At 61.8% G+C, this 26,398-nt stretch carries 26 protein-coding genes and 2 pseudogenes; 12 read left to right on the forward strand and 16 right to left on the reverse strand.

Translation table 11 applies throughout. The features are described from left to right. The first annotated feature begins 37 nt into the window (after positions 1–37). Positions 38–862, forward strand: a complete 825-nt coding sequence (locus C7T36_RS25235) for an HAD family hydrolase (protein WP_033232415.1) — start codon at positions 38–40, stop codon at positions 860–862. Here the strand turns inward: C7T36_RS25235 and C7T36_RS25240 are convergent. The 11 genes and pseudogenes from C7T36_RS25240 to C7T36_RS25285 form a co-directional block, all read right to left on the reverse strand. Beyond that, on the reverse strand, positions 859–1,380 hold the full coding sequence (locus C7T36_RS25240) for a CinA family protein (protein WP_045068535.1): 522 nt from the start codon (positions 1,378–1,380) through the stop codon (positions 859–861). The genes C7T36_RS25235 and C7T36_RS25240 overlap by 4 nt on opposite strands. 13 nt (positions 1,381–1,393) lie before the next feature. Next, complete coding sequence (locus C7T36_RS30825; protein WP_375129664.1) at positions 1,394–1,540, reverse strand: hypothetical protein; 147 nt, start codon at positions 1,538–1,540, stop codon at positions 1,394–1,396. Next, positions 1,537–2,120 (reverse strand): annotated as a pseudogene (locus tag C7T36_RS25245) (catalase); the annotation flags it as partial. The gene C7T36_RS30825 and the pseudogene C7T36_RS25245, both read right to left, overlap by 4 nt. A gap of 122 nt (positions 2,121–2,242) precedes the next feature. After that, positions 2,243–3,124, reverse strand: coding sequence for an alpha/beta fold hydrolase (locus tag C7T36_RS25250; protein ID WP_045068540.1), 882 nt, complete (start codon positions 3,122–3,124; stop codon positions 2,243–2,245). Positions 3,125–3,339: 215 nt separating this feature from the next. Next, entirely contained in the window at positions 3,340–4,005 is a 666-nt protein-coding gene (locus tag C7T36_RS25255) for a hypothetical protein (protein ID WP_045068541.1), read from the reverse strand. A 121-nt stretch (positions 4,006–4,126) separates the two neighbouring features. Next, complete coding sequence (locus C7T36_RS25260; RefSeq protein WP_045068543.1) at positions 4,127–4,891, reverse strand: SDR family NAD(P)-dependent oxidoreductase; 765 nt, start codon at positions 4,889–4,891, stop codon at positions 4,127–4,129. 449 nt (positions 4,892–5,340) lie between these two features. Then, on the reverse strand, positions 5,341–6,393 hold the full coding sequence (locus tag C7T36_RS25265) for an acyl-CoA dehydrogenase family protein (RefSeq protein WP_045068544.1): 1,053 nt from the start codon (positions 6,391–6,393) through the stop codon (positions 5,341–5,343). Beyond that, entirely contained in the window at positions 6,390–7,355 is a 966-nt protein-coding gene (locus tag C7T36_RS25270; RefSeq protein ID WP_045068546.1) for an acyl-CoA dehydrogenase family protein, read from the reverse strand. The genes C7T36_RS25265 and C7T36_RS25270 overlap by 4 nt, the downstream gene beginning before the upstream one ends. Beyond that, complete coding sequence (locus tag C7T36_RS25275; protein WP_045068547.1) at positions 7,352–8,512, reverse strand: acyl-CoA dehydrogenase family protein; 1,161 nt, start codon at positions 8,510–8,512, stop codon at positions 7,352–7,354. Before C7T36_RS25275 ends, C7T36_RS25270 begins: the two co-directional genes overlap by 4 nt. Beyond that, a complete protein-coding gene (locus C7T36_RS25280; protein ID WP_033232406.1) occupies positions 8,512–9,384 on the reverse strand; it encodes an enoyl-CoA hydratase in 873 nt (290 codons plus the stop codon). The genes C7T36_RS25275 and C7T36_RS25280 overlap by 1 nt, the downstream gene beginning before the upstream one ends. Continuing rightward, positions 9,381–10,922 carry a FadD3 family acyl-CoA ligase gene (locus tag C7T36_RS25285; RefSeq protein ID WP_045068549.1) on the reverse strand — a complete coding sequence of 514 codons (1,542 nt, stop codon included), beginning with the start codon at positions 10,920–10,922 and terminating at the stop codon, positions 9,381–9,383. The genes C7T36_RS25280 and C7T36_RS25285 overlap by 4 nt, the downstream gene beginning before the upstream one ends. A gap of 55 nt (positions 10,923–10,977) precedes the next feature. Between C7T36_RS25285 and C7T36_RS25290 the strand changes: the two genes are divergently transcribed. The 4 genes from C7T36_RS25290 to C7T36_RS25305 all read left to right on the forward strand — a co-directional run bounded on the left by C7T36_RS25290 (position 10,978) and on the right by C7T36_RS25305 (position 14,911). Further along, on the forward strand, positions 10,978–12,207 hold the full coding sequence (locus tag C7T36_RS25290) for an acyl-CoA dehydrogenase family protein (RefSeq protein WP_033232403.1): 1,230 nt from the start codon (positions 10,978–10,980) through the stop codon (positions 12,205–12,207). Then, positions 12,208–13,020 (forward strand): SDR family oxidoreductase, encoded by an 813-nt coding sequence (locus C7T36_RS25295; protein ID WP_045068553.1) that lies wholly within the window; start codon positions 12,208–12,210, stop codon positions 13,018–13,020. It begins immediately after the preceding gene. Positions 13,021–13,094: 74 nt separating this feature from the next. Beyond that, entirely contained in the window at positions 13,095–13,751 is a 657-nt protein-coding gene (locus C7T36_RS25300) for a TetR/AcrR family transcriptional regulator (RefSeq protein WP_045068555.1), read from the forward strand. A gap of 11 nt (positions 13,752–13,762) precedes the next feature. After that, on the forward strand, positions 13,763–14,911 hold the full coding sequence (locus tag C7T36_RS25305) for an acetyl-CoA C-acetyltransferase (RefSeq protein ID WP_033232400.1): 1,149 nt from the start codon (positions 13,763–13,765) through the stop codon (positions 14,909–14,911). A 55-nt stretch (positions 14,912–14,966) separates the two neighbouring features. On the opposite strand, the gene C7T36_RS25310 is transcribed toward C7T36_RS25305, so the two are convergent. Beyond that, a complete protein-coding gene (locus tag C7T36_RS25310; RefSeq protein WP_239654762.1) occupies positions 14,967–15,287 on the reverse strand; it encodes a DUF4333 domain-containing protein in 321 nt (106 codons plus the stop codon). 99 nt (positions 15,288–15,386) lie between these two features. After that, positions 15,387–16,783: pseudogene (locus tag C7T36_RS25315) on the reverse strand (cytochrome P450). A gap of 95 nt (positions 16,784–16,878) precedes the next feature. On the opposite strand from C7T36_RS25315, the gene C7T36_RS25320 reads away from it, so the two are divergent. Next, positions 16,879–17,478, forward strand: coding sequence for a TetR/AcrR family transcriptional regulator (locus C7T36_RS25320; protein ID WP_045068556.1), 600 nt, complete (start codon positions 16,879–16,881; stop codon positions 17,476–17,478). Between the two features lie 16 nt (positions 17,479–17,494). Here C7T36_RS25320 and C7T36_RS25325 read toward each other — a convergent pair whose 3' ends face one another. Beyond that, complete coding sequence (locus C7T36_RS25325; RefSeq protein ID WP_033232395.1) at positions 17,495–18,373, reverse strand: bile acid:sodium symporter family protein; 879 nt, start codon at positions 18,371–18,373, stop codon at positions 17,495–17,497. 128 nt (positions 18,374–18,501) lie between these two features. Here C7T36_RS25325 and C7T36_RS25330 point away from each other — a divergent pair, with 128 nt between their 5' ends. From C7T36_RS25330 to C7T36_RS25355, 6 genes are all read left to right on the forward strand, one after another. After that, positions 18,502–18,774 carry a DUF2277 domain-containing protein gene (locus C7T36_RS25330; protein WP_033232393.1) on the forward strand — a complete coding sequence of 91 codons (273 nt, stop codon included), beginning with the start codon at positions 18,502–18,504 and terminating at the stop codon, positions 18,772–18,774. Positions 18,775–18,779: 5 nt separating this feature from the next. Continuing rightward, on the forward strand, positions 18,780–20,201 hold the full coding sequence (locus tag C7T36_RS25335) for an alpha/beta hydrolase (protein WP_033232392.1): 1,422 nt from the start codon (positions 18,780–18,782) through the stop codon (positions 20,199–20,201). A gap of 67 nt (positions 20,202–20,268) precedes the next feature. Next, positions 20,269–21,264, forward strand: coding sequence for an aldo/keto reductase (locus tag C7T36_RS25340; RefSeq protein WP_045068557.1), 996 nt, complete (start codon positions 20,269–20,271; stop codon positions 21,262–21,264). A gap of 44 nt (positions 21,265–21,308) precedes the next feature. After that, positions 21,309–22,583, forward strand: coding sequence for a nitrate/nitrite transporter (locus C7T36_RS25345; protein WP_045068559.1), 1,275 nt, complete (start codon positions 21,309–21,311; stop codon positions 22,581–22,583). 53 nt (positions 22,584–22,636) lie between these two features. Beyond that, positions 22,637–23,062 carry a DUF6325 family protein gene (locus C7T36_RS25350; RefSeq protein WP_045068561.1) on the forward strand — a complete coding sequence of 142 codons (426 nt, stop codon included), beginning with the start codon at positions 22,637–22,639 and terminating at the stop codon, positions 23,060–23,062. A 36-nt stretch (positions 23,063–23,098) separates the two neighbouring features. Beyond that, positions 23,099–23,416, forward strand: coding sequence for an SHOCT domain-containing protein (locus C7T36_RS25355; RefSeq protein ID WP_045068564.1), 318 nt, complete (start codon positions 23,099–23,101; stop codon positions 23,414–23,416). 3 nt (positions 23,417–23,419) lie between these two features. Here C7T36_RS25355 and C7T36_RS25360 read toward each other — a convergent pair whose 3' ends face one another. After that, positions 23,420–24,400 carry an endonuclease/exonuclease/phosphatase family protein gene (locus C7T36_RS25360; protein ID WP_045068567.1) on the reverse strand — a complete coding sequence of 327 codons (981 nt, stop codon included), beginning with the start codon at positions 24,398–24,400 and terminating at the stop codon, positions 23,420–23,422. 250 nt (positions 24,401–24,650) lie between these two features. Next, positions 24,651–26,066: a wax ester/triacylglycerol synthase family O-acyltransferase gene (locus C7T36_RS25365; RefSeq protein WP_033232385.1), complete on the reverse strand. Its 1,416-nt coding sequence runs from the start codon at positions 26,064–26,066 to the stop codon at positions 24,651–24,653. Positions 26,067–26,398: the final 332 nt, after the last annotated feature.

Raw genomic sequence — 26,398 nt, forward strand, 5'->3', positions numbered from 1 at the left:
GAGGCTGCAGACGGATTGCCTGGCATCATGTATTCACGTGACCCGAATCCGAATGTTTGCCACCGACCTCGACGGCACCCTGCTGCGCTCCGATCGAACGATTTCGGAGCGGACGGCGCAGGCGATGGAGAGCGCACGCCTGGCGGGAATCGAAGTGGTGTGGGCGACGGCTCGGGCTCGGCATTCGGTGCATACGTTGGCGAGCTCATGCGGGTTTCGGGGCAAGGCCGTGTGCGCCAACGGTGCTGTGATTCTAGATCTTGCCGACGGTACACCGAAGATCGTCGATACTGTCTCGATCGAAACATCCTTGGCGGCAACGGCAATGGAACAAATCCGCACACTCGTTCCCGGCGTCGTGTTCGCGAATGTCGGGCCGACACAGTTCTTTGCGGAACCCGAATACGCTGCGCTGTGCGACTTCACGGATCACCACAGGCACGTCCACGAGATGGTTCTTGCCGATACGTTGCCGCTGGAGATCGAACCGATGGTGAAGATTGTCGCCCGGCATCCGGACGTGTCGAGTTCCGATCTCTACCGAACCGCCGCGGCAGCCGGAATTACCGGCGTCGAACTCACTCATTCCGGTGCCCCGTACATGGAAATGGCGGCATCCGGGGTGTCCAAAGCCAGTGCACTCGCACAGTTGTGCGCCGCTGAAGGCATTGACCCGTCGGAGGTCGCGGCCGCAGGTGACGCCGTCAACGACCTGCCGATGTTGATGTGGGCAGGTACCGCCTTGGCGCCGTCGAACGCGCTACCGGAAATTCTCGAACTTGCAGACCGAGTGCTGGCGAGCAACGACGAGGACGGGGTGGCGAGCTACCTGGAGGAATTGGCGTCTTCGAACCACGGCTAGCTCGCCAGTCTGGTGTGATCGCCGCCGGCGGCATGCTGCGCTAACAGTTTGATCGCATGCTCGACTGTCGCGGCGAGAATGTCCTCCGGCTCGCCGCTGAATACCTGTTTCTCAGTCTCGGCGACACCATGATCGACAACCCCGAACCACACTGTTCCAGGATCTTGGTCCTCCTGGGGTTCTGGGCCTGCCTCCCCGGTGACGGCCAGAGCCAGCGTGGCACCCATCAGGGTTGCAGTGCTGTGGGCCATGACTCGCACCGCGTCTTCACAGACGACGGGGCCGTCCGGAACGTGGAGCACGGAATGCTTGACCGCCGGACTGTACGCGACAATCCCACCACTGAACCAAGACCCGGCATCGGGCGCCTTTCCCAGGTGCGCAGCGATATTTCCGGAGGTCAGCGATTCTGCTGTTGCGACAGTCAAACCGCGTCTTGTTGCTGCGGTTGCCAATTGCTCACATACGTCGTCGAGGCCGCGTTCAATGGGGAGTTCGGGTTGCGGATCGGTGCTCACCTCTATTGTCCTTTCAGTTCGCAGAAGAAGTGTGAAAACGTTCCCATACCCGGTGCGTTTTCAGCAGTTCTGTTACGGCGGTGACTGCTTCCTCCGGGGTCGGGGCAACTACCACCCCGAATGCCGAGTCGTCGATTCCGGCAGCCCCCAGTGCAAGAATACGGGAATGTTGTTACCTACCAAGTCGAATACACCTTCCTCGGTGTAGAACTTGGTCGCGAACCCGCGAGTGTCGCGCACAGTATCGGCTGAGCCGCGTGAGCCCAGTACCGTCGAGAAGCGAGCGAATGTGGGGTTTGTGTTCCTTTGGCAAAAAGTGCTGCCTTGCAGATACTTTCGTCAGATCCGTTCGCGACGGAGTTGCCGTGAGCGGCAGCCCCACACGCATGCACAACCCGCTCGGGAATGCGCTCATGATCGAAGTGAGTGATCTGCTCCCAGAGATGATGATCCTGAAGGAGCGTCGGACCACGTTCGCTGACGGTCAACGAGAGGTCGGTCTTGTAGAGGTGAGTTCCGATCGCAGTCGTGAGAAATTCGCCTTGTTGTGCCCGGCCGTGGCTGTCCGTCGCGGGCTCGGCTCCTGCGACAGTACGTACTTCGTGCTGTCTCTGATCTTCTTTGGGAGGCAGCGGCGGGCGTGGTTCGACGGGCTCTCGGAGGTCCGGCACCCTGGGAGCAGGTGCGCCTGGGATGTACGGTGATGAAGGCACGGGCAGCTCCTTCTGTTCGTCACACATCGTGCGAAGAGAATTCCTCTGACAGAGCCCTACCCAACAGATGATTCGACAAACATGGTGCTGCTGAGAACCGGTCGTGTTGTTGTCAGGCCACCAGTGCAGACGCCAGGCGCCGACGCAATCTAGCCCGTGACCGCCTTAGGTCCGAATCCCACACCACAATCCGTCATGAACTCCGTGAATACGCGATCGAACCGGTCCGGGTAGTCCAGGTGCGGGAAATGTCCTGCGCGGGGGAAGATTTCGACACGACCCAGGGGGAGTTCGGCGCGGGCGTTTTCGGTGTGCGCGTTGGGGATGATGGTGTCTTCGGCGCCCCAGACCAAGAGCGCCTGCAAGTTCTGGAACTTCGCGAAATGTGGTGTTGCGGCGACTGTTTGGCCCTGGTAATTGATCACCGAGCGGGCAGTGGCAAGGAAAGCCTGCCGGGTTGCGGCGTCGGATACCGTCGCAAGACTCTTGCGGGCTTCACTCGCGCTGGCGCCCAATTTGAACAGCCCGATCTTGTTGAACAGTTCGAGAGCTTTGTCGGTGACGTCGGTCAGCGTCTTGGACGCCAGGACGGGAAGAACCAGTTCGCTGCCAGGCAAGGTTGCGGCCCGAAGGAGTGGGCTGACTTCGGGGCCCAGGCCACCGCTGGCCACCAGACACAGGCGCTCGACGCGGTCGGGGAACAGATACATGGCTTGCATGGCAATGCCGCCGCCGAGGGAGTGGCCGACCAACGTGGCAGAGGGGATGTCGAGTGCTTCCAGGAGGTCGCGCACGGTCGCGGCGTGGGCACTCAGGGAGTAGTCGCCGGCCGGCTTGTCGGACGCTCCGTGCCCGAACAGGTCGGGTGCGATGACGCGGTAGCGCCGCGACAGCGTCTCGATCTGCGGTTCCCAATTGGTATGTGCGCCGAGAAGGCCGTGGATCAGGACGACAACGGGGCCTTTGCCCTGGTCGACGTATTTCAGCTGGTCACCGTGCAGTACAACGGTCTGCAATTGATCGGTTGCCATGGTTGAGCCTTTCGGAGCGGCCGGTTTGTCCAGCGCTCGCGTGTTGTGAGGGCCGCATCTCCGCCCCGACGCGGATTCACGGTATTTGTGACCGGGAGTTACCCCAGTTCCCTCAGTATGCCCATTGCAGGTCGTCCTGTCGTGGTCATACCGGGTGTTGTGACGAACCGCGATTGCTGTTGCGGCGGGAGACGTAGAACTCACTTGGCTGCGGATCAGGCAAAATCCTCGAGCTTTCCGAAGGTCAGAGCAACATCCCATGGATGGACGTTCCACGTCTGGATGGCTGTTGTGGCGAAGATGCCTGCCGCTTCGATGGTCTCCTGCGACGCCGGCGCCGCGACGGAAACCCCTGGTTGATCGCTGGGAACCTCAGGCCAGACGCCGGTATCGGCGGGTGCGGGTGCTGCCTCCATGACGGCATTGGCTGCGCCGTCCTCGCTGATCACGGCAAACAGACAATGCGGCTGCGCTGGAGCGTCCCAACCACCCTGTTCTACCAGCCAGAATTCGCTGCGCGCCGCAGCGGAGAGAGCAACGTGTGCGAGTGCCAGCTCGAGTTCGTCCCACGGATCTCCGTCGACGGGGATGGGATCGCCGAGTTGGAACGACCCGGCGACGTCGGCGTTGTCGGAAGCGGCGAAGCGCGGTTGCACCGACAGCGTGCCTGACTCCGTGTCCAGGAAGGCAATTTCTCGAGATCGGTTGTCCGGCATCATGGTACGGGCGATACGTCCACGACCGAGCAGCTCGGCAAGACCTTCGGGATTGTCGATGCTCCACAGACGGGTCTCGTCCTCGGACCAGGTGCGGATCATTCCACTGACGACGGGACTGATCAGTACAGGTTCGAGATTCGTAGTGTCACTCTGTTCACTCATCGCGCACTCCCACCGAAGTTCGTACCGCCGGACGGGTTCCAGGGGACTCTCGGACAAGTATGCCGCCTCGCGCTGTGCGCCTTACTAACCGCGGACGGTTGGTAAGGCGCACAGTAGGCGATCACATATGCGTGCCGCCATCGATGCGGATTTCGGTTCCGGTCACGAAGGAGCCGTCGTCGGATGCGAGCATCGCGATCACGCCTGCCACCGCGGACGGGGGAGCAAAACCGTCACCGATGGCCGGTAGCAGCTTGCCGAGCAACGTGTAGTCGATGTCGGCGGGGAATCCGGGGTCGGAGGTCATTCCCGACGCGATGCTTCCTGGCGCGACGGCAACGGCACGTAGTCCCTGCTTGCTGTATTCGAGAGCGAGTGCATGCGTGAAGGATTGGATACCGCCCTTGGACGCCGCATAGGCCGCCATGTACGGGTGGGCAAACGTCGCGGAGGTGGAACTGAAGTTGACGACAACACCGCTGCCGCTTTCCAGCAGAGCGGGAAGCGCCTCGCGTGTCATGAGAAAGGTGCCGGTGAGGTTGACGCCGATGACGGTGTTCCAGAAGTCGAGCGACATCTCGTGGGTGCGTTCGGAGCGCAGAATTCCAGCGGCATTGACGAGCACGTCCAAACCGCCGAGCGCCGTGATCGCAGAACCGATCTGTTGCCGAACGGAGTCCTCTTTCGAGATGTCGACGGTGACGACGGTGAGGCGGTCGCCATGGCCGGCGGCAGCTGCTGCGGCTCGAGTGAGTTCGAGTCCTGCTTCGGAAATATCCGCGGCAACGACGGTGCCGCCTTCCTCCAGGATTCGAGCCACCGTGGCTTGCCCGATGCCGGACCCGGCACCGCTGATGAGGACGCGCTTGTTGTCGAATCGGTTCATGAAAAATCTCCGGTCTGTGGAAGAAAACGGCGCTGCTACTTTTGATTCTCCGGAGAAGAAAAGCTCGAAACCAGGGGTTATCCCATTGAGCGAACACGTGGCATCGACGCTGAGCGAACACGTGGCAGTCGACGCTGAGCGAACCAGTGGCAGTTAACGCACTGCCGCAATCCAATTTACGTACAGCGCAAGGCTGTACGTAGCGCGGCGCTGGTCGGGTCACCGCGAGATGAAAGGAGGAATCCTGCTCGCCGACCATGCATTCCCCAACCGCCATGAGTCACGGGTGGAGCGAGTTTGACGCCAAAGCTCTTTGACCGTATTCCTGCTGCGAGGTCTTCGGCGAGCGTTAGGGCGAAAGATGCAACTTCGTAACGTGATCGTGCTGTGTGCTCGACACAAAAGCCCCCTCGGCCTTTGTGAGGCTGAGGGGGCTTCGGGTGTCGTTGCTACAGGCCAGCGGCCGTTGCCAGCTCGGGCAGGTATGCACTCGGCTGGCCGAACAACTGCGCGCTGCTGTGCGCGCGCTTGAAGTACAGCTGAGCGTCGTGTTCCCAGGTGATCGCGATTCCGCCGTGCAACTGAACGGCTTCGGAGGTGATCTGCTGGAAGGCCTCCGAGCAGTACACCTTGGCGATCGCTGCGTCACCGGCTGACTGTGTGGCCACCGCGGCGTAGGTCATGGACCGTGCCGTCTCGACCAGCGTGTACATGTCGGCCATCCGGTGCTTGAGGGCCTGGAAGGACCCGATTGCGCGACCGAACTGTTTGCGAGACTTCGTGTATTCCACCGTCTGTTCGACGATGGCTGCGGCAGCACCCACCTGTTCGGCGGACAGTGCAATCAAGACAACCGTTCGGATGCGATCGACCAGATCCGCAGACCATGCGAGAGGCCGCCCGCGAACACCGGAGAACGTGACCTCCGAGAGCGTGCGAGTCGGGTCCATGGTGGGGACGCGTCGGCGGGAAACACCTTCGGCTTCGGGATCGACTTCGTAGAAACCGTCGGCCGTCAGCACCAGCAAGGTGTCGGCGACGTGTCCGTCGAGGACATAGGCAGCGGTGCCGTTCAACGCGTCTTCAGTGGCGGAGACTCCGAAGGAATCCCAACCGCTCGCACCCGCCCAGCACAGTGCAAGTGTGCTTTCGCCGGCAGCAACGCCGGGGAGTAGACGCGAGCAGGCGTCGGCATCGCCCGAGAGCAACAGGGCCTGCGCAGAGAGAATCGCGGAACCCAGCATCGGCGACGGCGTCAGCGTGCGTCCGAGTTCTTCCTGGACCACATGAACTTCCGCCAAGCTTGCTCCGACGCCGTCGAACTCCTCGGGAATCGCCAGCGCGGCGACGCCGATCTGCTCGCACAGCTTGCTCCACAGCGCGGCGTCGTAACCGTTGTCCGTGGTGATGGCGGCGCGGACGGAAGCTGAGTCTGAATGCTTGCTCAGGAGATCGCGTACCGACGCGCGCAATGCTGCCTGGTCTTCGGTGTCGATGCTCATGACGCAACCAGGGATGCGACGACCCGGGCGCGGTGCTCGGACGGAGTGCCCCACGCGGTAAGCAATGCTCGTACCTTGGTGAGCCACAGCGAGAGATCGTGTTCCATCGTGTATCCGATGGCGCCGTGAACCTGCAGTCCGACGCGAGCGGCCTTGTAGGCAGCATCGCCGCAGGCAACCTTGGCGGCGGAGATGTCACGCGAGGCATCGGTCGACTGATCGCGCACCGACAGCGCGGCGCCGTGCAGGAGCGGGCGAGCCATTTCGAGAGCGACGGCAACCTCGGCCAGGTGGTGCTTCATGGCCTGGAACTGTCCGATGACCTTGCCGAACTGCTTGCGCTGCTTTGCGTATTCGGTGGTGACCTCGAGGAGAGTCTGCCCGAGGCCCTGAAGCTGAGCAGCAGTGGCGAGGGCGCCCATGTCGAAGGCAGCCGAGAAGTCGGCGGAGCCGAGCGACTCGCCGGCGGATACCTCGAAGAGCTTGCGCGAGAGGTCAACCGACGCCTTGGCTTCGCCGGGAACGCCGAGGCTGACTGCGCCGTCCTGTGCCAGCAGAACCAGGTCAACAGAGTTGGCATCGAGCGCAAACGGCGTGTGCGGGGGAGCTGCGACCGTGGCGAGCGAACCTTCGGCAAGAGCGGAGAGGCGCTCGGGTGCAACAGAAGCCAGCAGAGTCGGTGCTACTGCGATGGTTTCGACGACCGGGCCAGGTACCGCATGGCGACCGAGCTGCTCGAGAGCAACAACCAGGTCGACGGCGTCGGCACCCAGGCCGTCGTGCTCTTCGGCGATGACAAGTCCGTTGACGCCGGTCTCGGCGAGGCGCTGCCACAGCTTCTTGCCTGGTGCGGTGTCACCGTCGTTCCAGGATCGGATGACGGCGGGCATGTCGGACTTGGTGAGCAACGCATCGATGCTCGCAGCGAAGTCCTGGTGGGAGGAGTCGAGCGCGAATCTCATCGGTCCGCCTTAGGTAGGCCGAGCAGACGCTCAGCGATGACATTTTTCTGAATCTCGTTGGTGCCTGCGTAGATCGGGCCGGACAGGGAGAACAGGTATCCGTCCATCCAGTTGTCGGCCAGTTCAGCTTCGGGGCCCTGCAGTTCGAGGGCGGTCTCGTGGGTAGCGATGTCCCACTCGGACCAGAAGACCTTGTTGATCGAGGACTCGGCACCGAGTTGTCCACCGTCGGCGAGACGGGTGACGGTCCCGAACGTGTTGAGCTGGTAGGCGCGAGCGCCGATCCAGGCGTCGGCGACCTGATTGCGCAGAGCGCTGTCGTCCGTGCGTCCGCTGGCCTTGTACAGCTCGAGAAGACGGTCGACGGTCGCGAGGAAGCGGCCGGGGCTACGCAGCGACAGACCACGCTCGTTGCTGGCGGTGCTCATCGCGACGCGCCATCCTTCGTTGACGCTGCCGATCACACCGGACTCACCCGGGTTGGCCGGGTCGTCGGGAACAAAGACGTCTTCGAGGAAGATCTCGGCGAAGCCGGGCTCACCGTCGAGCTGATCGATCGGACGCACGGTGACGCCGGGCGAACGGAGGTCGAACATGAAGTAGGTAATGCCCTTGTGGCGCTGCGCATCCGGATCGGAGCGGAACAGGCCGAAGCCCCAGTCCGCGTAGCTGGCGCGTGAGCTCCACGTCTTCTGGCCGTTGAGCAGCCAGCCGCCGTCGACCTTCTTCGCGCTCGAACGCAGGCTGGCGAGGTCGGAACCGGACTCGGGTTCGGACCAGGCCTGTGCCCAGATATCGTCGGCGCGTGCCATGCGCGGCATGATGCGTGCCAACTGCTCGGCGTTTGCATGTTCGAAAAGTGTGGGAGCCAGCAGGAAGATGCCGTTCTGGCTCACGCGTCCGGGTGCACCCGAGCGGTAGTACTCCTCCTCGAAGATGACCCACTCGAGTAGCGACGCGTCGCGGCCGCCGAGTTCCTTGGGCCACGAGACAACGGCGTAGCCGGCGTCGGCGAGAGTGTGCTCCCACTGACGGTGCTCTTCGAAGCCCTTGGCGGTGTCCATCGACTTCAGGGGAGTGGCGGGCACATTCGCCTCCAGGAACGAGCGGACCTCGTCACGGAATGCGGTTGTGGCGTCGTCGAATACGAGATCCACTAGTTTGTTCCTTCCTGCGGTGTGCGAGCACTGGCAGCCATAGCTTTGGCGTCGAGACCACCAAGCGAGTCTTTGCCTACCTCGGCGTTGTGAGCGTGAGCGAAGTGATGCAGACCGAAGACGGAATCGATGCCGTTACGCATCCCCATCTGATCCTCACACTGGTTGACGGCCTTCTTGGTGAGTGCCAATCCGAAGCGCGGCATCTCGGAGATGCGTTCGGCAAGTGCAAACGTCTCCTTCTCGAGATCGTCGCGGGAAACAACGCGGTTGACCATGCCGATTTCGTAGGCACGTTGCGCGGTGAACCGATCGCCGGTGAAGAGCATTTCCTTGGCAAATCTCGAGCCAACCATCCACGGATGGGCAAAGTACTCCACGCCGGGGATGCCCATGCGGACAACGGGATCGGAGAAGAACGCGTCGTCGGCGGCGACGATCATGTCGCAGACCCACGCGAGCATCAGGCCGCCCGCGATGCAGGCGCCCTGCACCATGGCGATGGTGGGTTTGGGGATCTCCCGCCACCGGCGGCACATTCCCAGGTACACCTCCATCTCGCGAGCGAAACGTTGGTCACCACCGGGCTTGTCGACGTGATCCCACCACATGGCGGCTTTGTTCTCGTACTCGACGTGATGGTCGCGGCCCGGAGTTCCCAGGTCGTGTCCCGCACTGAAGTGCGGGCCGTTGCCTGCCAGGACGATGACTTTGACGTCGTCGTCGTCGACAGCGCGCTGGAAAGCGGCGTCGAGTGCGTACGTCACCACCGAGTTCTGGGCATTGCGGTAGTCGGGACGGTTCAGGGTCACGACGGCCACAGTGCCGCGGACCTCGTAGGTCACGACATCGGCTTCGAAAGGAACGGTCATGACTGTTCCTCGCGCAGAACTGTTTTGAGGACCTTGCCGGAGGGATTACGAGGGAGGTGATCGACGAAGCGCACTTCGCGCGGCACCTTGAATCCGGCGATCTTCTCCTTGAGGAAAGCGATGACGGATTCTTCGGTCAGTCCGGCACCGTCGAGCTGAGCGATGTAGACACGGCCCACCTCACCCATCCGGTGATCGGGAATGCCGATGGCAGCCGATTCGTGGACACCGGGCAGTCGAGCCAGCATTCCTTCGATCTCGGCGGGGTAGACATTGAAGCCGCCGCTGACGTACATGTCCTTGAGACGGTCGGTGATGTCGAGATATCCACGCTCGTCGAGGGTTCCGACGTCTCCGGTGTGCAACCAACCGTCGGCGTCGACGGCCTTGGCGGTGGATTCGGGATCGTCGAGATATCCGAGCATGACGTTCGGTCCGCGAAGCAGGATCTCGCCCTGGTCGCCGATCTTGACCTCGAAATCGGCCGTCGCGCGGCCCGAGCTCGTGGACACCGTGACGGGGTCGTCGTCGGTGCGGCACATGGTGGCCACCACTGCTTCGGTCAGGCCGTAGGCGGTGAGGACTGCGTCGAACAGTTCGCTTTGCATGCGCTCGACCAACGCGACGGGAACCGGAGCGGCGCCCGTGATGGCGATGCGCAGCGACGAGAGGTCGTACTCGCCGCGGCGAGGGTGATCGAGGATCGTCTGGTAGATCGTCGGCGCGCCCGGGAGGATGCTGACCTTCTCGCGGTTGATCAGTGACAGGGTCTCGTCGATGTTGAAGACGGACACCGGCACGATGGTCGCGCCGTTAAGGAGGCAGACCAGAATTCCGGCCTTGTATCCGAAGGTATGGAAGAAGGGGCTGATGATCAGGAAGTTGTCATCGGCAGTGACCTCGGCATTGTCTCCCCAGGCCTGTGCGACGCCGATCGACTGGCGATGAGCGCTGATGGCGCCCTTGCTGCGACCCGTCGTACCGGAGGTGAAGAGGATGTCACTGACATCGTCGGGCGTCACCGCTGTAGCCCGAGCGTCGGCTTCGGTGCGGGTGTCGTCCGTCGCGAGGGCGAGGAAGTCCTCGAACTCGATGACGCCGTCGCGAGCGTCGTCGCCGTCTACCGGTACGCGGATCACCGTCGGAATAGACAGGTCGGGATTAGCGTCGAGCAACTGCTGGTATCGATCGGCCTTGAGGAACTTGCCGACGACTACCAGGGCAGCCGCGTCGACGCGCTCGACGATGTCGAGTGCCTCGGTGCCCGTGTATCTGGTGTTGATCGGGATAATTGCTGCTCCGGCGTACTGCGCGCCCAGCAGTGCAATCACCCAGTGGTGGGTGTTGGGCGCCCAGATGACAACACGGTCGCCTGCCTTCACTCCACGTGTGATCAGTGCGCCCGCAAAATCACGAACACGCTGGTGCAACTGTGCAAAGGTCAGTCGGGTGTCGCCATCGGCAATTGCCGCGAGCTCACCGAACTCCTCGGCGGCCCTGATAAGGGCTGATGGGATGGTTCTCGGTTGATCGGTCACTGGACTCCTACCTGACACGCTACCTAGCAAGTGCTTGGTAGGTTATCTTACATATGTGGACCAGAGCGAGAGCCCGGACGGGCAGATGACCGACGACGAGTTTGCGGCAGAAGTTTCGCAGTGGCTGGCAGAGAACCTGACCGGCAAATTTGCCCAGCTCAAGGGTAAGGGCGGACCGGGCAGCGAGCATGAGTTCTTCGAGCAACGCCTCGAGTGGGACAAGCATCTCGCGGCCGCGGGCTGGACGTGCCTTGGATGGCCGAAGGAGTTCGGTGGCCGCGGAGCGACCATCTCCCAGCAGGTTGTCTTTCATCAGGAGTACGCGAAGTCGGGTGCCCCGGCACGCGTCAGTCACATCGGCGAGGAACTTCTCGGTCCGACCCTGATCGCTTACGGAACCGACGAGCAGAAGCGCCGCTTCCTTCCGGGCATCAACACGGTCAGCGAGCTGTGGGCGCAGGGGTACTCCGAGCCCGGAGCCGGCTCCGACCTTGCCAACGTCTCGACGACGGCCCGTCTCGAAGACGGCAAGTGGATCATCAACGGCCAGAAAGTGTGGACGTCGCTCGCGCACGTTGCGCAGTGGTGCTTTGTCGTGTGCCGCACCGAGGTCGGATCCAAGCGTCACCAGGGCCTGAGCTTCCTGCTGGTGCCCTTGGATCAGCCCGGTGTGACCGTGCGTCCCATCCAGCAGCTCACCGGCACCTCCGAATTCAACGAGGTCTTCTTCGACGACGCCGTCACGGACGCAGACCTCGTGGTCGGCGAACCGGGCGAAGGCTGGAAGATTGCCATGGGCCTGCTCACTTTCGAGCGTGGTGTGTCAACACTCGGTCAGCAGATCGGGTTCGCCCGCGAACTTCAAGGCGTCGTAAACCTGGCGAAAGCCAATGGCAGCGACCAGGATCCGCACATCCGCGAGAAGATCGCCCGCGCCTGGGTCGGGCTACGCGTCATGCGCGCCCACGCTATGCGTACTCTCGACGCGGTCGACGCCGGAACCGGTGGCGGCGAAGCATCCGTCGCAAAACTGTTGTGGGCCAACTGGCATCGCGACCTCGGGCAGCTCTCGATGGACGTCCAAGGTGCGTCGTCGTTGGTCGCACCGTGGGAGAATTCCGAAGGCCAGCCATCGGACATCACCGATCCCGAACACCTCGAGTTGGACGAGTGGCAGCGACTGTTCCTCTTCACTCGCGCCGACACGATCTACGGCGGCTCCAACGAAATTCAGCGCAACATCATTTCCGAGCGTGTGCTCGGTCTTCCCCGAGAGGCTCGCTAAATGTCTGACTCCACAGTGGTTTCGCCCTTGTCCGTAGCGCCGGAGGAAACTCCGGGCCACGGATTGCTGAAGGGCAAGAAGGCCGTCATCACCGCCGCCGCGGGAACGGGTATCGGTTTCTCGACCGCGCGTCGTGTCCTGATGGAAGGCGGCGACGTCCTCGTCTCCGACTTCCACGAGCGTCGTCTCGGTGAGACCGTCGAGAAGTTGAAGGCCGAATTCCCCGGCCAGCAGGTCGAATCGATCATCTGCGACGTCTCCAGTACCGCACAGGTCGACGCACTCTTCGACGGCGCAGCCGAGAAGCTGGGTCGCATCGACATCGTGGTCAACAATGCAGGCCTCGGCGGGGAAACACCGGTCGTCGACATGACCGATGACCAGTGGGATCGTGTCATCGACATCACCCTCAACAGCACGTTCCGTGCGACGCGCGCCGCACTGCGCTACTTCAAGAGCGTCGCGCACGGCGGTGTTCTCGTCAACAACGCATCGGTTCTCGGCTGGCGTGCACAGCATTCGCAGGCCCATTACGCAGCGGCCAAGGCCGGCGTCATGGCCCTGACGCGTTGCAGTGCGATCGAGGCCGCCGAGTACGGCGTCCGCATCAACGCCGTCTCGCCGTCCATCGCCCGCCATGCCTTCCTGGCGAAGGTCACCAGCGAAGAACTGCTGGACCAGTTGGCGTCGGGTGAGGCTTACGGCCGCGCGGCCGAGGTGTGGGAAATCGCTTCGGTGATTGCGATGCTGGCGAGCGACTACACGACATACATGACTGGTGAGATCGTTTCTGTTTCTTCGCAGAGGGCGTAGGCCTGCCGTGCGCCTTTCTGGTAGCACCGACTACCAGAAAGGCGCACAGTGAAGCCCTGGATAGGATTGAAATCATGACGCCATCCCGAAATTCCGACGACACTGCAGGAAAATCCGGTCGCCGCGACGAACTTCTCGCGATCGCAGCCGGCCTGTTTGCCGACCGCGGAGTACGGGCGACGACGGTACGCGATATTGCCGATGCAGCCGGGATACTGTCGGGCAGTCTCTATCACCATTTCGATTCCAAGGAGTCGATGGTCGACGAGATTCTGCACCAGTTCCTCGACGACTTGTTCGGCAAGTACCGCGAGATCGTGGCTGCAGGTCTTGACAGTCGGGCAACGCTCGAAGCGCTGATCGTCACGTCGTACGAGGCGATCGACGCATCGCATTCGGCTGTCGCGATCTATCAGGACGAGGTCAAGCACCTGGTCGCAAACGAGCGATTCTCGTACCTGGTCGAACGCAACACCGAGTTCCGGGACCTGTGGGTGGGAGTGCTCGAGGCGGGGGTCGCCGACGGAAGTTTCCGCTCCGATCTCAATATCGAACTGGTCTTCCGCTTCATGCGCGACACCGTCTGGGTTGCCGTGCGTTGGTACCGGCCGGGTGGCACATTGACCGCGCACACCGTTGCAGCTCAGTACCTCGCAATTGTTCTCGACGGACTCTCTGATCCGTCTGCGGCAGCTGCCGCACCCAAAACTACTGCTGCACTATCGAACTAGGAGTAAAGATCATGTCCGAGGTTTACATCGTCGATGCCATCCGCACCCCGATCGGTAAGCGCGGCGGCGCACTGTCGGGAGTGCACCCCATCGATTTGGGCGCACACGTCATCAAGGCCGTTGTCGAGCGCACCGGTATCGATCCGGCAGAGGTCGACGACGTCATCTTCGGTTGCGTCGACGCCATCGGTGGCCAGGCCGGCAACATCGCCCGCATGTCTTGGCTCGCAGCAGGATTGCCGCAGCACGTTCCCGGTGTGACGGTGGACCGTCAGTGCGGTTCCAGCCAGCAGGCCGTCCACTTCGGTGCGCAGGCAATCCTCTCCGGCACCGCAGACCTGATCATCGCCGGTGGCGTGCAGAATATGAGCCAGATCCCGATCTCGGCAGCCATGATCGTCGGCCAGCAGTACGGATTCGACACTCCCTCTTCCGGTTCCGTCGGCTGGACCGAGCGTTACGGCGATCAGGAAGTGTCGCAGTTCAAGGGCGCAGAGATGATCGCCGAGAAGTGGGATGTCAGCCGCGAAGACCTCGAGAAGTGGGCACTGCAGAGCCATGAGCGCGCCAAGGCCGCCATCGCAGCAGGCCGTTTCGACAACGAGATCGTCACCATGGGCGACGCGACCGTCGACGAAGGCCCCCGTGAGACCAGCCTCGAGAAGATGGCGTCGCTCAACGTCCTCGTCGAAGACGGCCGGATGACAGCTGCTGTCGCAAGCCAGATCTCGGACGGAGCGAGCGCACTGCTCCTGGCGTCGGAAGAAGCCGTCAAGAAGCACGGCCTCAAGCCCCGCGCCCGGATTCATCACCTCAGCGCCCGCGGTGACGACCCCATCTTCATGCTCAGCGCGCCCATTCCGGCAACGCAGCATGCGCTGGAGAAGACGGGTCTGACCATCGAGGACATCGACATCGTCGAGATCAACGAGGCTTTTGCTCCCGTTGTCCTCGCGTGGATCAAGGAAATCGGCGCGGATCCGGCCAAGGTCAACGTCAACGGTGGCGCAATTGCCCTCGGTCACCCGCTCGGCGCCACCGGCACCAAGCTGATGGCAACGCTGCTCAACGAGCTCGAGCGCACCGGTGGACGCTACGGCCTGCTCACCATCTGCGAGGGTGGCGGCACCGCAAATGTGACGATTATCGAGCGTCTCTGACAAATCTGCTGTGCGCCGTTGTTAACCGCCCGCGGTTAACAACGGCGCACAGCAGTTAGTTCGGGGTATCGGCCACCTGCACGTCGAACTTGACGTTGTCGCCGTCGACGCTGGTCACAGTTCCCGTCACGTCGTATTCGGTGCCCTGGTCGGTCAAGGCGCACACGACGGTCGCACCGACCTCCGCGTCGAGTCCTTCTGGGCAGGTGACGTCGTCGGGTGCCCTACCGACAGTCGCTGCAAGCTGGCTGGACATCTGGGCTGCGACCTTGTCTGCAGGTACCTGCTTGTCGCCGACACTGACAGATGCCGAGCACGCGCCGGAAGCCAGTGCGGCAGCAACGCAGATTGCCGCAACAGGGTAATTTCTCTTCACTGTGTTCTCCCAGGTGAGCGCGGTTCCAGCCTCGGACCGGCAGGCCCTCGCTGATAGTAGACCTGGAATCAGCTCTTTGGACGATTCGGGCACGATGGATCAGCGTCGTCGAACCGACAGCGTGAACCCCTCCGGCATCAGGGTCAGACGCTCGATAACTTTCAACCGGTACTCGGGATCCGGTTCGACGGTGTACTTCTGCAGGATCGTTCCCAGAACGAGAACTGCCTCATGGATGGCGAATTGTCTTCCGATGCACGCGCGTTCGCCGGTTCCGAAGGGCTTGTACGTGTGGGCGGGGCGCGCCTTGATGTTTGCCGGCAAGAATCTGTCCGGATCGAAGGCTTCCGGATTGTTGCCCCACACGGGATCTCGGTGCAGCGACGGGATGAGCACAAGCATCCAGTCGCCCTTCTTCATCGGGTATTTGCCGATCAACGTGGTGTCCTGCCGAGCGGCGCGGGCGTAGGCGGGGGCCGTCGGCCACAGCCGCAATGATTCGTCGAGGACACGTCGGACGTACCGCAGTTTTGCGATCTTCTCGAAGGCCGGTTCTTCCATGCCCCACACGGCATCAACTTCTGCCTGCGCTTTGGCCAAGACCTCCGGATTCTGCGACAGGTGGTAGAGCGCGAACGACAAAGCGCCGGAGGTTGTTTCATGCCCAGCGACCAGGAATGTGACGACCTGGTGCCGGATGTTCAGCTCGTCGATCCTGTTGGGATCATTCTCCCGGGCAGCGCGCAGCATCAGTTCCAGAAGATCTTCGTGTGCGCCGCCGGGGTTCCGTCGCCGAGCGCGAATCACCTCGTCACAACTTCGGCCATGTACGCCTTGCGCACGTCGTCGCGTTGGTCTGCTCGCCGTGCGAGGCGTCGGCCGAGGGCTGTGGATTTGAGGAACGTAGTCCGCTGTGAATGGGACAGGGTGCCGATCATCGCCTTCACAAACGGATGCTGTTCTTCGCGTTCGAACGAATCGAAGGAGTAGCTGAACCCCGTGCGACCGATTGTCTCGAGCGTCAATTTGGTCATGTCAGCCGAGACGTCGATGGGGGAGTCGGTGCCATGACGGTCCCAGTACGCAACCAGTTCGCCGGCCACGTCGAGCATCGTGCGGTGGTACGAGCGCATGGCCGTCTGGCTGAACGCCGGAGCCAGAAGATTGTGGGCCTTGGCCCAGTTGGGTTCGCTGTTGTAGGCCGTGAAGAGTCCGTCGCCGCCGATCCCTCGTAGGGCTTTGACGCCGGGTGCCAGGTGTTTTGCAAACCTGGACTCATCGGAAAGGTCGGCAACCATGTCTGCGCCGGATACGAAGACAAAGCGATTTCCGACTACGTTGCGTTCGAAGATCGGGCCGAGTTCGCGGCCGATGCTCACGGAGTTCTGCAGTGGTGTACGGACGTTGACACCAAGAATGTCGCCGAGGAGGGGGAGGCGCCAGGCCGGATGCGGAATAGCAGGCGCGCCCGTGTTCGGCGTTGCGTCGACGCTCATCGTTGTCCCCCGAGAAGAGTTCGCTTACTGAATTGGTGTCTAGTACGCAAAGTACGCCTTACTGAATCGGTGTCAAGTAGTAATCTGAGTTCGCCATGGTCACCCCACGTAAGCGTCTCGATCGCGAGCAGCGACGCACGCAACTCCTCGATATCGGTGCGCAACTATTTGCTGACCGGTCGTACGAGGATGTCTGGATCGAAGAGGTCGCCGAAATCGCGGGCGTCTCGCGTGGGCTGATGTACCACTACTTTCCGACCAAGCGCGACTTCTTCGCGGCGATAGTCGAGCGAGAGTCCCAGCATCTCCTCGACGTGACAGCGCCGGATTCGACGCTGCCCATCCAGGAGCAAATCGCTGCTGGGCTGGATGCCTACTTTGCGTACGTGAAGTCGCACAGTAAGGGAGTGCGCGCAATCAATGTCGGGACGTTGTCGGCTGAAGCTGGTATCCGGGCAATAGTCGAGCGCGAGTTGGAACAGCAACAGATTCGGATCCTCGACGCGCTGGGATTCGACGACGAGCGCAGGCAGATTGCCGCTGTCGCGGTGCGCGGCTGGATTGCCTTCGTTCGTGCGGTGTGCCTGAACTGGCTCGATCAACCGTCGATTCCGCAGGAAGAATTGCGTGTGATCTGTCTTCGCACTCTTGCCGGGGCACTCGGAACAGATCTGAGCAGCGCGCAAGAGAACTAGCGAAAACAGGCTGATCTCAGTCGATCTCGGCCATGTTTCGAGATTTTCGCGTGATGGCCGCACCGAATGCCGCTGCCAACGGGAACATGACGACGCCGTAGACCGCGGCCGGTACTGCCAGACGCACGTTGTCCATCAAGCTGACGGCAATGGTGATGGCCAAGGTGCTGTTGTGGATCCCGATTTCCATCGAACTGGCAATGGCTTGGCGGTCCTCGATACCGAAAAGCTTGGGAACGATGTATCCGATCGACAGACTCAGCAGGCAGAACAGTGCTGCGACAACTCCGATGTCGACGAGGTAGTCCGCAATGTTCTCGCGCTCCGATATGACAGTGCCAACTATGACCAGCGCCAGCACGATCGCCGACCCGATGCGCACCGGCTTGTCCATTCGCTGGGCAAAAGCGCTACTGCGCAGGCGAACCCACATCCCGATTGCCACCGGAATCAGGACGACGGCAAAAACCTGCACAACCTTAGTGAACTGGAGGCCGAGGGTGCCGTCGGCGTCGGTAGGTTCGAAATAGCCGAGGGCGAAGTTGGTGATCACCGGCAGGGTAACGACCGCGATCACTGAATTTACTGCTGTGAGTGTCACATTGAGCGCAACATCGCCGCGAAAGAGGTGGCTGAACAAGTTGGCTGTGGTGCCGCCTGGCGATGCTGCCAGGAGCATCATGCCGACAGCGAGCAGGGGATCGAGATCGAAGGCGGTGACAAGCCCGAACGCGGCGGCCGGCAGCAGTATCAACTGGCAGACGAGGGCGATCGAGACTGCTTTGGGTGCTTTTGCGACACGGGCAAAGTCCTCGAGGGTCAGTGAGAGTCCGAGGCCGAACATGATGATCGCGAGTGCAATCGGAAGACCGACCGATGTGAGAGCTGAGTCCATGTGGCCACTTCCAGTCACTTGGGGAGAATTTTACTGAAACTACCGTGATGCTTGGGTTTGCGTGGCCATTTGGATGCATTCGTGTATCGGTCCGTGACGAGGTGGCTGAGCGCGGTTATCGTCGAACTATGTGCCGAAACATCACCGAACTCCGAGGACTCGAACCAGCTGCCACAGCGGAGGAGATCGAGGCAGCCTCTCGCCAATACATACGTAAGGTGAGTGGGATTGCCAAGGTCTCCGATGCCAACCGTGATGCCTTTGAACAGGCAGTTCGGGAGGTCACCGAAACCACGACGCGTTTGCTGAGTGCACTGCCGCCGCGCAAGCAGCCACCCCAAACCGTCCCGCCGTTGCGTCGACCCGAGGTTCAGGCTCGAATCGCTGCTCGTTCGTCCTGACCCGAGTGGATCTCACTGACATCGACGTGTGGGACGTCGAACCACTAGAACAACTTGCCGGAGGACTCGAGGGTGTCCTGGTTGCGCACCGTGTTCGAGACATGCGACGACGGCTGGACTTGTTGCGCAGGGAGGCTGCCTCCGACGAATTACAGATCCGCGAAGACGGTTCGGTATCGGCAGTCGCTCCCATTGCCGAAGGGCATCCCCTTCACGTTCACGCAGAGCTGCTCTCGGCTGCCGCGCGTGAGTTGATCGGGGAAGCTCTGCTGGTATCCGCGGATCTGCACCACGCACTGTCCGTGCGGTCGCAGGTGGGTACGGATCTGCGGGACAAGGCTTTTCGTGTCAACGAAGAGTGGCGCGGTTTCAGTCCGGCGCGCCGACGAGAAATAGTGCAGCGCGCGCCGGATCTGATTGCGAATCTCGACGGTATCCCGACAGGTGTGCGCAGTCCGGTGAATCTGCGACGTGTGCAGGCCGAACGGGCACGGCTACAAGATGATTCGGTGCGTATCTCTCAGGAACTGCACCGCGAATATTTCGGTGGGCGTTTGAGCAATACCGGTGCGGGCCTCTGGTATGCGCAGCGGAAACTCGAGGATCTGAATGCGCTGGACGAGCTCCTGCACGAACAACCCGATCGTAAGCTGGTCCTGATGGATATGCGTTCCGGCGAGCGCGGGTTTGCCGCGATAGCGATCGGCGATCCGGATACGGCTGATCACATTGCCGTGACCGTTCCGGGGCTCAACACCAATGTCAAAGACTCACTGCGCGGAATGGTCGGGGAGGCAACACGATTGCGCGACGAGGCACAGCGTCAGCTCCACAGTGCCGGACGTGACGAAAGCGTTGCCACGATCGCCTGGATCGGATACGACGCCCCTCAAGTCATCGGCCCCGGAAAATTCGACCTTGGCCGGGCAAGCTTCGACGTGAGCCGTTCCGCCAAAGCGGGTATCGCGGCCGATGCACTGGGGAGCTTCTTTCACGGCCTGCGAGCGGGCGCTGCGAAGCTGGATGTGCACATCACCGCACTCGGTCATTCCTACGGATCTCTCGCGACTTCGCTTGCGCTGCAACGGGGTGCAAGTGCATCGGTCGACGATGTGGTGTTCTACGGATCTCCGGGTGTGCGAGCAAAGGTGGAGGCGGATCTCGGGATCGCGGATCGGCACGTCTACGTCATGAAGGCCGAAGGGGACAGTATTGCCGGCTTCGGGCGCTTCGGTGGTGATCCGACGCGTACGGAGTTTCAGCGATTGTCCACAGCGGAGGGAATCACCCCCGACGGCGTGAAACATGAACGCGCCTTCGGGCATGCGGAGTACGCAAGAACCGGAGACAACGGTGAATTGCGGATGACAGGCTACAACCTCGCCGTTGTGGTGGCGGGGTTGCCGGAGCTTGCTGTCCTGGCCTGAATGCGCCGCCGGTAGTTTCGGTACACACTGTGAGGGTTGTTCCTTCATTCGATCTCGAGGAGTGTTCATGCCTGTTTCCACCGTCACCCTGGCCGAAGGTCTGACCGTCAGCGCGCAGGGCTACGGCGCCATGTCGGTAGCCCCCGTGTACGGCCCGGTGGATCCGGCAGAAGCACTCGCGACGCTTCATCATGCGGTGGATATCGGGATCACCTTCATCGACACTGCAAACATCTACGGCGACGGTGCGAGCGAGCGGGCCGTGGGTAAATTGCTCGAAGGTCGGCGCGACGAGGTTCAGTTGGCCACCAAGTTCGGGTTGGTTGGCGGCATGTCGGCAGGTCAGCGGGGGATCAACGGCGATCCGGCCTACGTGGCACAGGCACTCGAGGAATCGCTCGGTCGACTCGGCGTCGACCACGTCGATCTCTATTACCTCCATCGTGTTGATCCGAGCGTTCCGATCGAGGACACCGTGGGCGCGATGGCAGAGCAGGTGAAGGCCGGCAAGATCCGCCACATCGGGCTTTCGGAAGCAACGGGAGACGAACTGCGCCGCGCCTATGCGGTCCATCCCATCTCCGCGATTCAGTCCGAATGGAACATCTCGAGTCGCGACGTGGAGAACAAGGTGGTGCCCGCCGCCGCTGAACTCGGTGTGGGATTTGTTCCGTTCTCTCCCGTGGGACGAGGGTTCCTTGCAGGGTCGTTCGACGCCAGTGAGTGGGGCGAGAACGATCTGCGTCGACGCTTCCCGCGGTTCACGGACTCCGCGCTTGCCACCAACCAGAAGGTGCTCGACGTCGTGCGCGACGTGGGCGTCGAATCGGGAGCCACTCCGGCGCAGGTGTCACTGGCGTGGCTCGACGCCAAGGGACGGCATTACGGTCTGCCGTCGGTGTCCATTCCCGGCACCCGTTTTGCGGCGCGCGTGAGCGAGAACGCCGGCGCACTGGACATCGTGCTGACCGAGGATCAGATCGCCCGACTCGACGCGCTTGCGGCCATCACCGAAGGGGAGCGTTCGGCAGATCTTAACTGGATCTCGCAAGGCCGCGAGTAGTCAAAGCCGTAAGCCTGGCGAACTACTAGTAAGATAACTGCGCGATGAAAAAAGTGTGGTTGGTTTGGGGTATCGGTGTATTCGCGTATGTAATCGCCGTCCTTCACCGCACTTCATTTGGTGTCTCGGGTCTGGCTGCAGCAGAACGTTTCTCGATTACTCCCAGTGTGCTGTCCAGTTTCGTAGTGCTGCAGATCGTGGTGTACGCGGGTATGCAGATCCCGGCGGGAGTGCTGCTCGATCGATACGGCTCTCGCATCATGATCGGCGTCGGCGCATTCATCCTGACGTGTGCGCAGCTGACGTTGGCGTTCACGGAATCGCTGCCCGTCGCGATTGGCGCACGCATCGCGGTCGGGGCCGGCGATGCTCTCACCTTCATCTCCGTGCTTCGACTGGTTCCGCAGTGGTTCCCACCGCGGCAGGTGCCACTAGTGTCGCAGTTCACGGGAATTCTCGGTCAACTGGGACAAGTACTTTCGGCCCTGCCGTTCATGTTGCTGCTGACCGGCACCGGTTGGACGCTGGCTTACGGCAGCGCAGCAGGCTTGGGGCTACTCGCTTTTGCATTGGCGCTCAGCCTGATACGTGATTCCCCGCCGGGAGCTGAAATAGTCACGGTTCCCGCCGGGGCAAAGGAGATCGGTCGCCAGATCAAGACGGTCTGGATGCGTCCGGGCACACGCCTCGGGTTCTTCAGTCACATGGGTACACAATTCTCGATCACGACATTTGCGTTGTTGTGGGGAGTTCCGTACCTGTCGTCGGCGCAAGGCCTCGACGCCGCAACAGTCGGTTCGCTACTGACACTGTCGGTGATCTCCGCCATCGTCGCGGGCCCCATCCTCGGCATCCTCACCGGCCGCTACCCGATGCGCCGATCCTGGCTCGTTCTTTCCATCATGGTGAGCAGTGCGGTGATGTGGACGATCGTGCTGGCCCGCAGCGAACCGTCACCGCTGTGGTTGCTGACGATATTGATCATCGTGATTTCAATCGGCGGTCCGGGTTCGGTGATCGGCTTCGACTACGCCCGCACGTCCAATCCCAGTTCGTCGATGGGCACCGCTCAGGGAATGGTCAATATCGGTGGATTCCTGGCGTCGTTGATCGTGATCCAGGTGATGGGTGTGATTCTCGGCCACATGGGCGGCTATACCTTCGACGGCTTCCGGGTGGCCTGGTTGGTTCAGTACCCGGTCTGGATTCTCGGCATCATCGGTGTGCTTGTCACCCGGGGCAAAGCCCGACGCCAACTCGAGGCAGACGGAGTTCGGTTCCGTCCGATGCGCGAGGTCATCCGAGGTCGTCGGCAGTAATTCATCCGCGACGGGTGAAGCGAGTGCATGTGCGCTCGTACCACCCTTGATGGATGAACGATCCATTGGACATCGGCCCGGTTGAATTGGTGGTGCTGGGGTTTCCAGGTTCGAGAGTGGACCCGGATACCGTCGCCGCATTGCAGAATATCGTCGAGCGTGGGTTCGTGACCCTGCTCGATCTCGTGTACATCGCCAAAGATCTCGACGGCAGCATCAGGCAGGTCGACGTCGACGAAGACCTCACCGACATCGGCCTGGCGATCCTGTCGATCGAGGCAAAGGCTCTGATCAGCGACGAGGATCTCGACGTGGTTCGTGAGTCCCTGGAACCAGGTACCTCAGCGGCAGTCATCGTCTACGAGCAGACGTGGGCGCGAGACTTCACCACCAAGGCCCGAGCAGGCGGTGGCGAGGTAGTTCTCCATGTTCAGATCCCACACGACGTCGTAGTGGCCGCAGTCGCTGCGGCGCTCTAGGTAGCTCAGGCATCGTCCAAAGCAGAGGAGATCAGCATGGTTTTTCGAGGTGGACGCAGAGGACGGCCGGGATTGCTCGGCACCGTCGCGCGCACAGCAGTGGTGGCTGGAACGGCAAAGGCGACGTCCAATGCCATGGATCGGCGTAGCCAGCGGAAGGCGAGCGAGCAGCAGGCGCAGTATGAGCAGTACGAGCAGCAACAGGCGCCGCCGCCGCAGCAACAGGCTGCCCCGGCAGCGCCGCCGGCCGGTGACGACCTTGTCTCGAAGCTGCAGGAACTAGGTCGACTGCATCAATCGGGAGTCTTGTCCGACGAAGAATTTGCGGCGGCAAAAGCTCGGTTGCTCAGTTAGCTTTCACGCCAGCGTGATGTCGGCAATCAGACCGTGATGGTCGGATCCTTTGACGTCGATACGGTCGAGTGACGTCGCCACCGGGCCTCTGGTGAGGATGTGGTCGATGCCGACTATTGCGGGGTATGGCTTGTCGGTCGGGTAGGTCGGGATCAGCCCCGCACCTACCTGATCGGCTGCGCTGGCGTACCCGTTCGTGAGGAGATCACGAAACTCCTTGTGTGAGTAAGTTGCATTGAAATCTCCGCTCGCTATGACGTTATCGCGACCGTCGACGTCGGCCAGGTAGCTGCCGAGCGTGCGCTGTTCCGCTGCCCAGACCGAGGCGGGCGAGATGTACGGCGGTGCGGTGTGGACGGCAAACAGTGTGACCGGCTGCGCCAGGCCGACATTCAACTCGGCCGCTAGGGTTTCGGGGGAGAAGCCGTCCAAACTTCGTGTGGCGGACAGAGGGAAGCGACTGTAAATTCCCGCTCCGCCTCCGCCGCCGCCATAGGGAACCAAGAACTGGTGGGGCAGAACATCCTCGAGCCCAGCGGTTTTCAGCGCTTCGGCCGCACCTGACGTCAACTCCTGCACCGTCAACACATCCACATTGCGGTCGCGGACGGTGGCAACCAGAGATTCCGGGTCCGCTGAACCGACCATCAGGTTCGCCTGCATGATTCGAATGGACGGTCCGTGCACGGCGCCGGTCGGCCCACCCACGTACAGCGGACCCACCGACCACGCGAACAGGCCAAGGACTACCGCCGATCCTGCGCACAGGATCCAGCGTCGGCCGAAGCCTGCCACCATCCCACCGATCAGGGGTGCAAACATCGCCACCGGGGCGAAGGACGCCAGAACAATCACCACATTGCGCTCTACGGCCAGACGCGTTGCGATCCAGGCAACAAGCCCGACGACGATTCCCGCCACCCCGATAATCGTCGCGAGGCGACGCAGAGTTCGGCGTCGGGTTGTTGTCGTATCGGTGTGCATGTTCTCTATAGAAACAGAACACCAAGATTCAAAGTCCGTGTCAGATGGTATTTCTTGCCCTGCGGTCCCGATCGCGGTCGGCGAACATGACCTCCATCCGAGCTTTGATCTCTGCGGTACTGATTGCTCCACTGCGTGGGGCAGAGTGCGTGGCGGTAATCGGGGATGTCGAGGATTGCGGAATCTGGAAGCCCATGGTGAATGTCCCTGTCCTGGTTGCGGATGTGGCGATCGTTGCAGGAGTGGTGGATTACAGGCCGGCGCCGGTTTCGAGGAGTTCGAGTTCGGTGCCCAGGTGATCGAGCAGGGGGTTGAGGTCCGGAACGGTTCTTCGGCAGCTGGTCAGCCCGAATGAAATCTGATCGTCGCTGCTGGTGCAGGTGATGTTGAGAGCTTGTCCGGTTGTCGGGATCGACAGCGGGTGGAGGGTGTCGAGACGGAATCCGTTCCAGTACAACGGTGTACGCGGACCGGCAATATTGGAGATGATGATGTTGAACGGCGGCCGCTGCGGTCCCCGCTGCCCGACAAGCATTTCCATTCCGAGGGGAGCGATTCCGAGGGCGCTCATGGCGAGCACCTGGGCGGGACTCATCGCGCGGAGTGAGTCTTTTCCTTCATTCATGCAATTGCGTATCACGTCGAGTCGGTCTGTGGGGTTGTCGAGGTGAGTTGCCAAGTTGCACATGAGTAGTCCCACGCGATTACCGCCAGCGGTGCGATCGTCGGCGTTGTCGGTGGCGCGCAATGACACGGGGACCATAGCAACCAAGGGGGCGGACGGTAGCGCGTCTCGCTCGTGCAGGTAGTGGCGGAGGGTCCCGGCGGACATCGCCAGAATGATGTCGTTGATGGTGGCGTCGGAGTGTTTGGCCAGCAATCGGATCCGTTCGAGAGGGAAGGAACGGGCGGCGATGTGGCGGCTTCCACCGATCGGAACGTTGAACAACGTGTGGGGCGCGGTCACGGAGACAGCGCTGCCTTTGCCGCGTACGGCACGGTCCATGGTGCGGACCGTCGTCGGTATCAGTCCGGCCACCTCACCGACGGCGGCCCGAGATGCTCCCCACAAGGTTGCTGGTAGGGACGATCCTTGCGGGCTGGACTTTGCCGCGACAGGTGTCGGCACCGATCTCAGTGAGTGCGGAACCTGCCAGGGGGCGGACATGTTTCGACGGTGGGGATCTTCACTCATGCTCTCGCGGAGCAGTTTCATCGCGCTGGCTCCGTCGGCGAGGGCGTGGTGGATCTTGGTGTACACGGCGTAGCGGCCGTCGGTGAGCCCTTCGATCAAGTGCATTTCCCATAGTGGGCGGCTGCGGTCGAGCAGAGTGCCGTGCAATCTCGAGATCAATGCGGTGAGTTCGGTCATGCCGCCCGGGGTGGGAAGTGCGTCGCGGCGTACATGGTGCTCGATGTCGATCTCGTTGTCGGCGAGGGTTTCCCATCCCCACTGGCCAAGCGAGGTGAGGGAGCGCCGGGCACGCTTACGGAACACTTCGGCTACTTTGCCGCCGGTGAGGGCGATATCGAACATCGCGCGCATGTCGGTTGCGGATGCTCCGTCGGGTGGGGTGAAGATCGCCAGGCCACCGACGTGCATCGGGTTCTCGCGGGACTCGCCGAGAAGAAATAGCGAATCGGTGGGTGCCATCGGTAACAGCATGCATGTCCTTCACTCATGAAGTCGGGGTTGGTGCGCGTGGTTCTTCCCGAGAACTGGTATTCGAGTGGGTGTTATCGATCGGTCGTGGACTTTAGGCGTGGTCGAAGTCACATTGAAGTGTCTCGCTATCGGTTCTACAGCCCTGGCACGGTCGGCGCTATTCGACATGTCAGGGCACTGACCTGGACGTTTGCATAGGTGGCAGGTAGGGCATTGTGGGTTGAAACTAATCATCAAAATGAAGTGATATGTCTCACATTTCGTATGTTGATCGGCACCTGTGGCCGTTCCGACCGCACTCCTTTTTTTGGGGCGTCTGCGCCCGGGTCGCG

This window comes from Rhodococcus sp. AD45-ID (assembly GCF_003023755.1).
Lineage (GTDB): Bacteria > Actinomycetota > Actinomycetes > Mycobacteriales > Mycobacteriaceae > Rhodococcus_F > Rhodococcus_F globerula.

What these genes read in the sequence shown, in the direction of transcription:
- C7T36_RS25295 (WP_045068553.1), top strand. Translation starts at nt 12,208, where the DNA reads ATGTCTGACTCCACAGTGGTTTCGCCCTTGTCCGTAGCGCCGGAGGAA.
- C7T36_RS25265 (WP_045068544.1), bottom strand. Translation starts at nt 6,393, where the DNA reads ATGAGCATCGACACCGAAGACCAGGCAGCATTGCGCGCGTCGGTACGC.
- C7T36_RS25320 (WP_045068556.1), top strand. Translation starts at nt 16,879, where the DNA reads ATGGTCACCCCACGTAAGCGTCTCGATCGCGAGCAGCGACGCACGCAA.
- C7T36_RS25270 (WP_045068546.1), bottom strand. Translation starts at nt 7,355, where the DNA reads ATGAGATTCGCGCTCGACTCCTCCCACCAGGACTTCGCTGCGAGCATC.
- C7T36_RS25345 (WP_045068559.1), top strand. Translation starts at nt 21,309, where the DNA reads ATGAAAAAAGTGTGGTTGGTTTGGGGTATCGGTGTATTCGCGTATGTA.
- C7T36_RS25300 (WP_045068555.1), top strand. Translation starts at nt 13,095, where the DNA reads ATGACGCCATCCCGAAATTCCGACGACACTGCAGGAAAATCCGGTCGC.
- C7T36_RS25260 (WP_045068543.1), bottom strand. Translation starts at nt 4,891, where the DNA reads ATGAACCGATTCGACAACAAGCGCGTCCTCATCAGCGGTGCCGGGTCC.
- C7T36_RS25355 (WP_045068564.1), top strand. Translation starts at nt 23,099, where the DNA reads ATGGTTTTTCGAGGTGGACGCAGAGGACGGCCGGGATTGCTCGGCACC.
- C7T36_RS25350 (WP_045068561.1), top strand. Translation starts at nt 22,637, where the DNA reads ATGAACGATCCATTGGACATCGGCCCGGTTGAATTGGTGGTGCTGGGG.
- C7T36_RS25280 (WP_033232406.1), bottom strand. Translation starts at nt 9,384, where the DNA reads ATGACCGTTCCTTTCGAAGCCGATGTCGTGACCTACGAGGTCCGCGGC.
- C7T36_RS25250 (WP_045068540.1), bottom strand. Translation starts at nt 3,124, where the DNA reads ATGGCAACCGATCAATTGCAGACCGTTGTACTGCACGGTGACCAGCTG.
- C7T36_RS25255 (WP_045068541.1), bottom strand. Translation starts at nt 4,005, where the DNA reads ATGAGTGAACAGAGTGACACTACGAATCTCGAACCTGTACTGATCAGT.
- C7T36_RS25340 (WP_045068557.1), top strand. Translation starts at nt 20,269, where the DNA reads ATGCCTGTTTCCACCGTCACCCTGGCCGAAGGTCTGACCGTCAGCGCG.
- C7T36_RS25365 (WP_033232385.1), bottom strand. Translation starts at nt 26,066, where the DNA reads ATGCTGTTACCGATGGCACCCACCGATTCGCTATTTCTTCTCGGCGAG.
- C7T36_RS25305 (WP_033232400.1), top strand. Translation starts at nt 13,763, where the DNA reads ATGTCCGAGGTTTACATCGTCGATGCCATCCGCACCCCGATCGGTAAG.
- C7T36_RS25330 (WP_033232393.1), top strand. Translation starts at nt 18,502, where the DNA reads ATGTGCCGAAACATCACCGAACTCCGAGGACTCGAACCAGCTGCCACA.
- C7T36_RS25360 (WP_045068567.1), bottom strand. Translation starts at nt 24,400, where the DNA reads ATGCACACCGATACGACAACAACCCGACGCCGAACTCTGCGTCGCCTC.
- C7T36_RS25325 (WP_033232395.1), bottom strand. Translation starts at nt 18,373, where the DNA reads ATGGACTCAGCTCTCACATCGGTCGGTCTTCCGATTGCACTCGCGATC.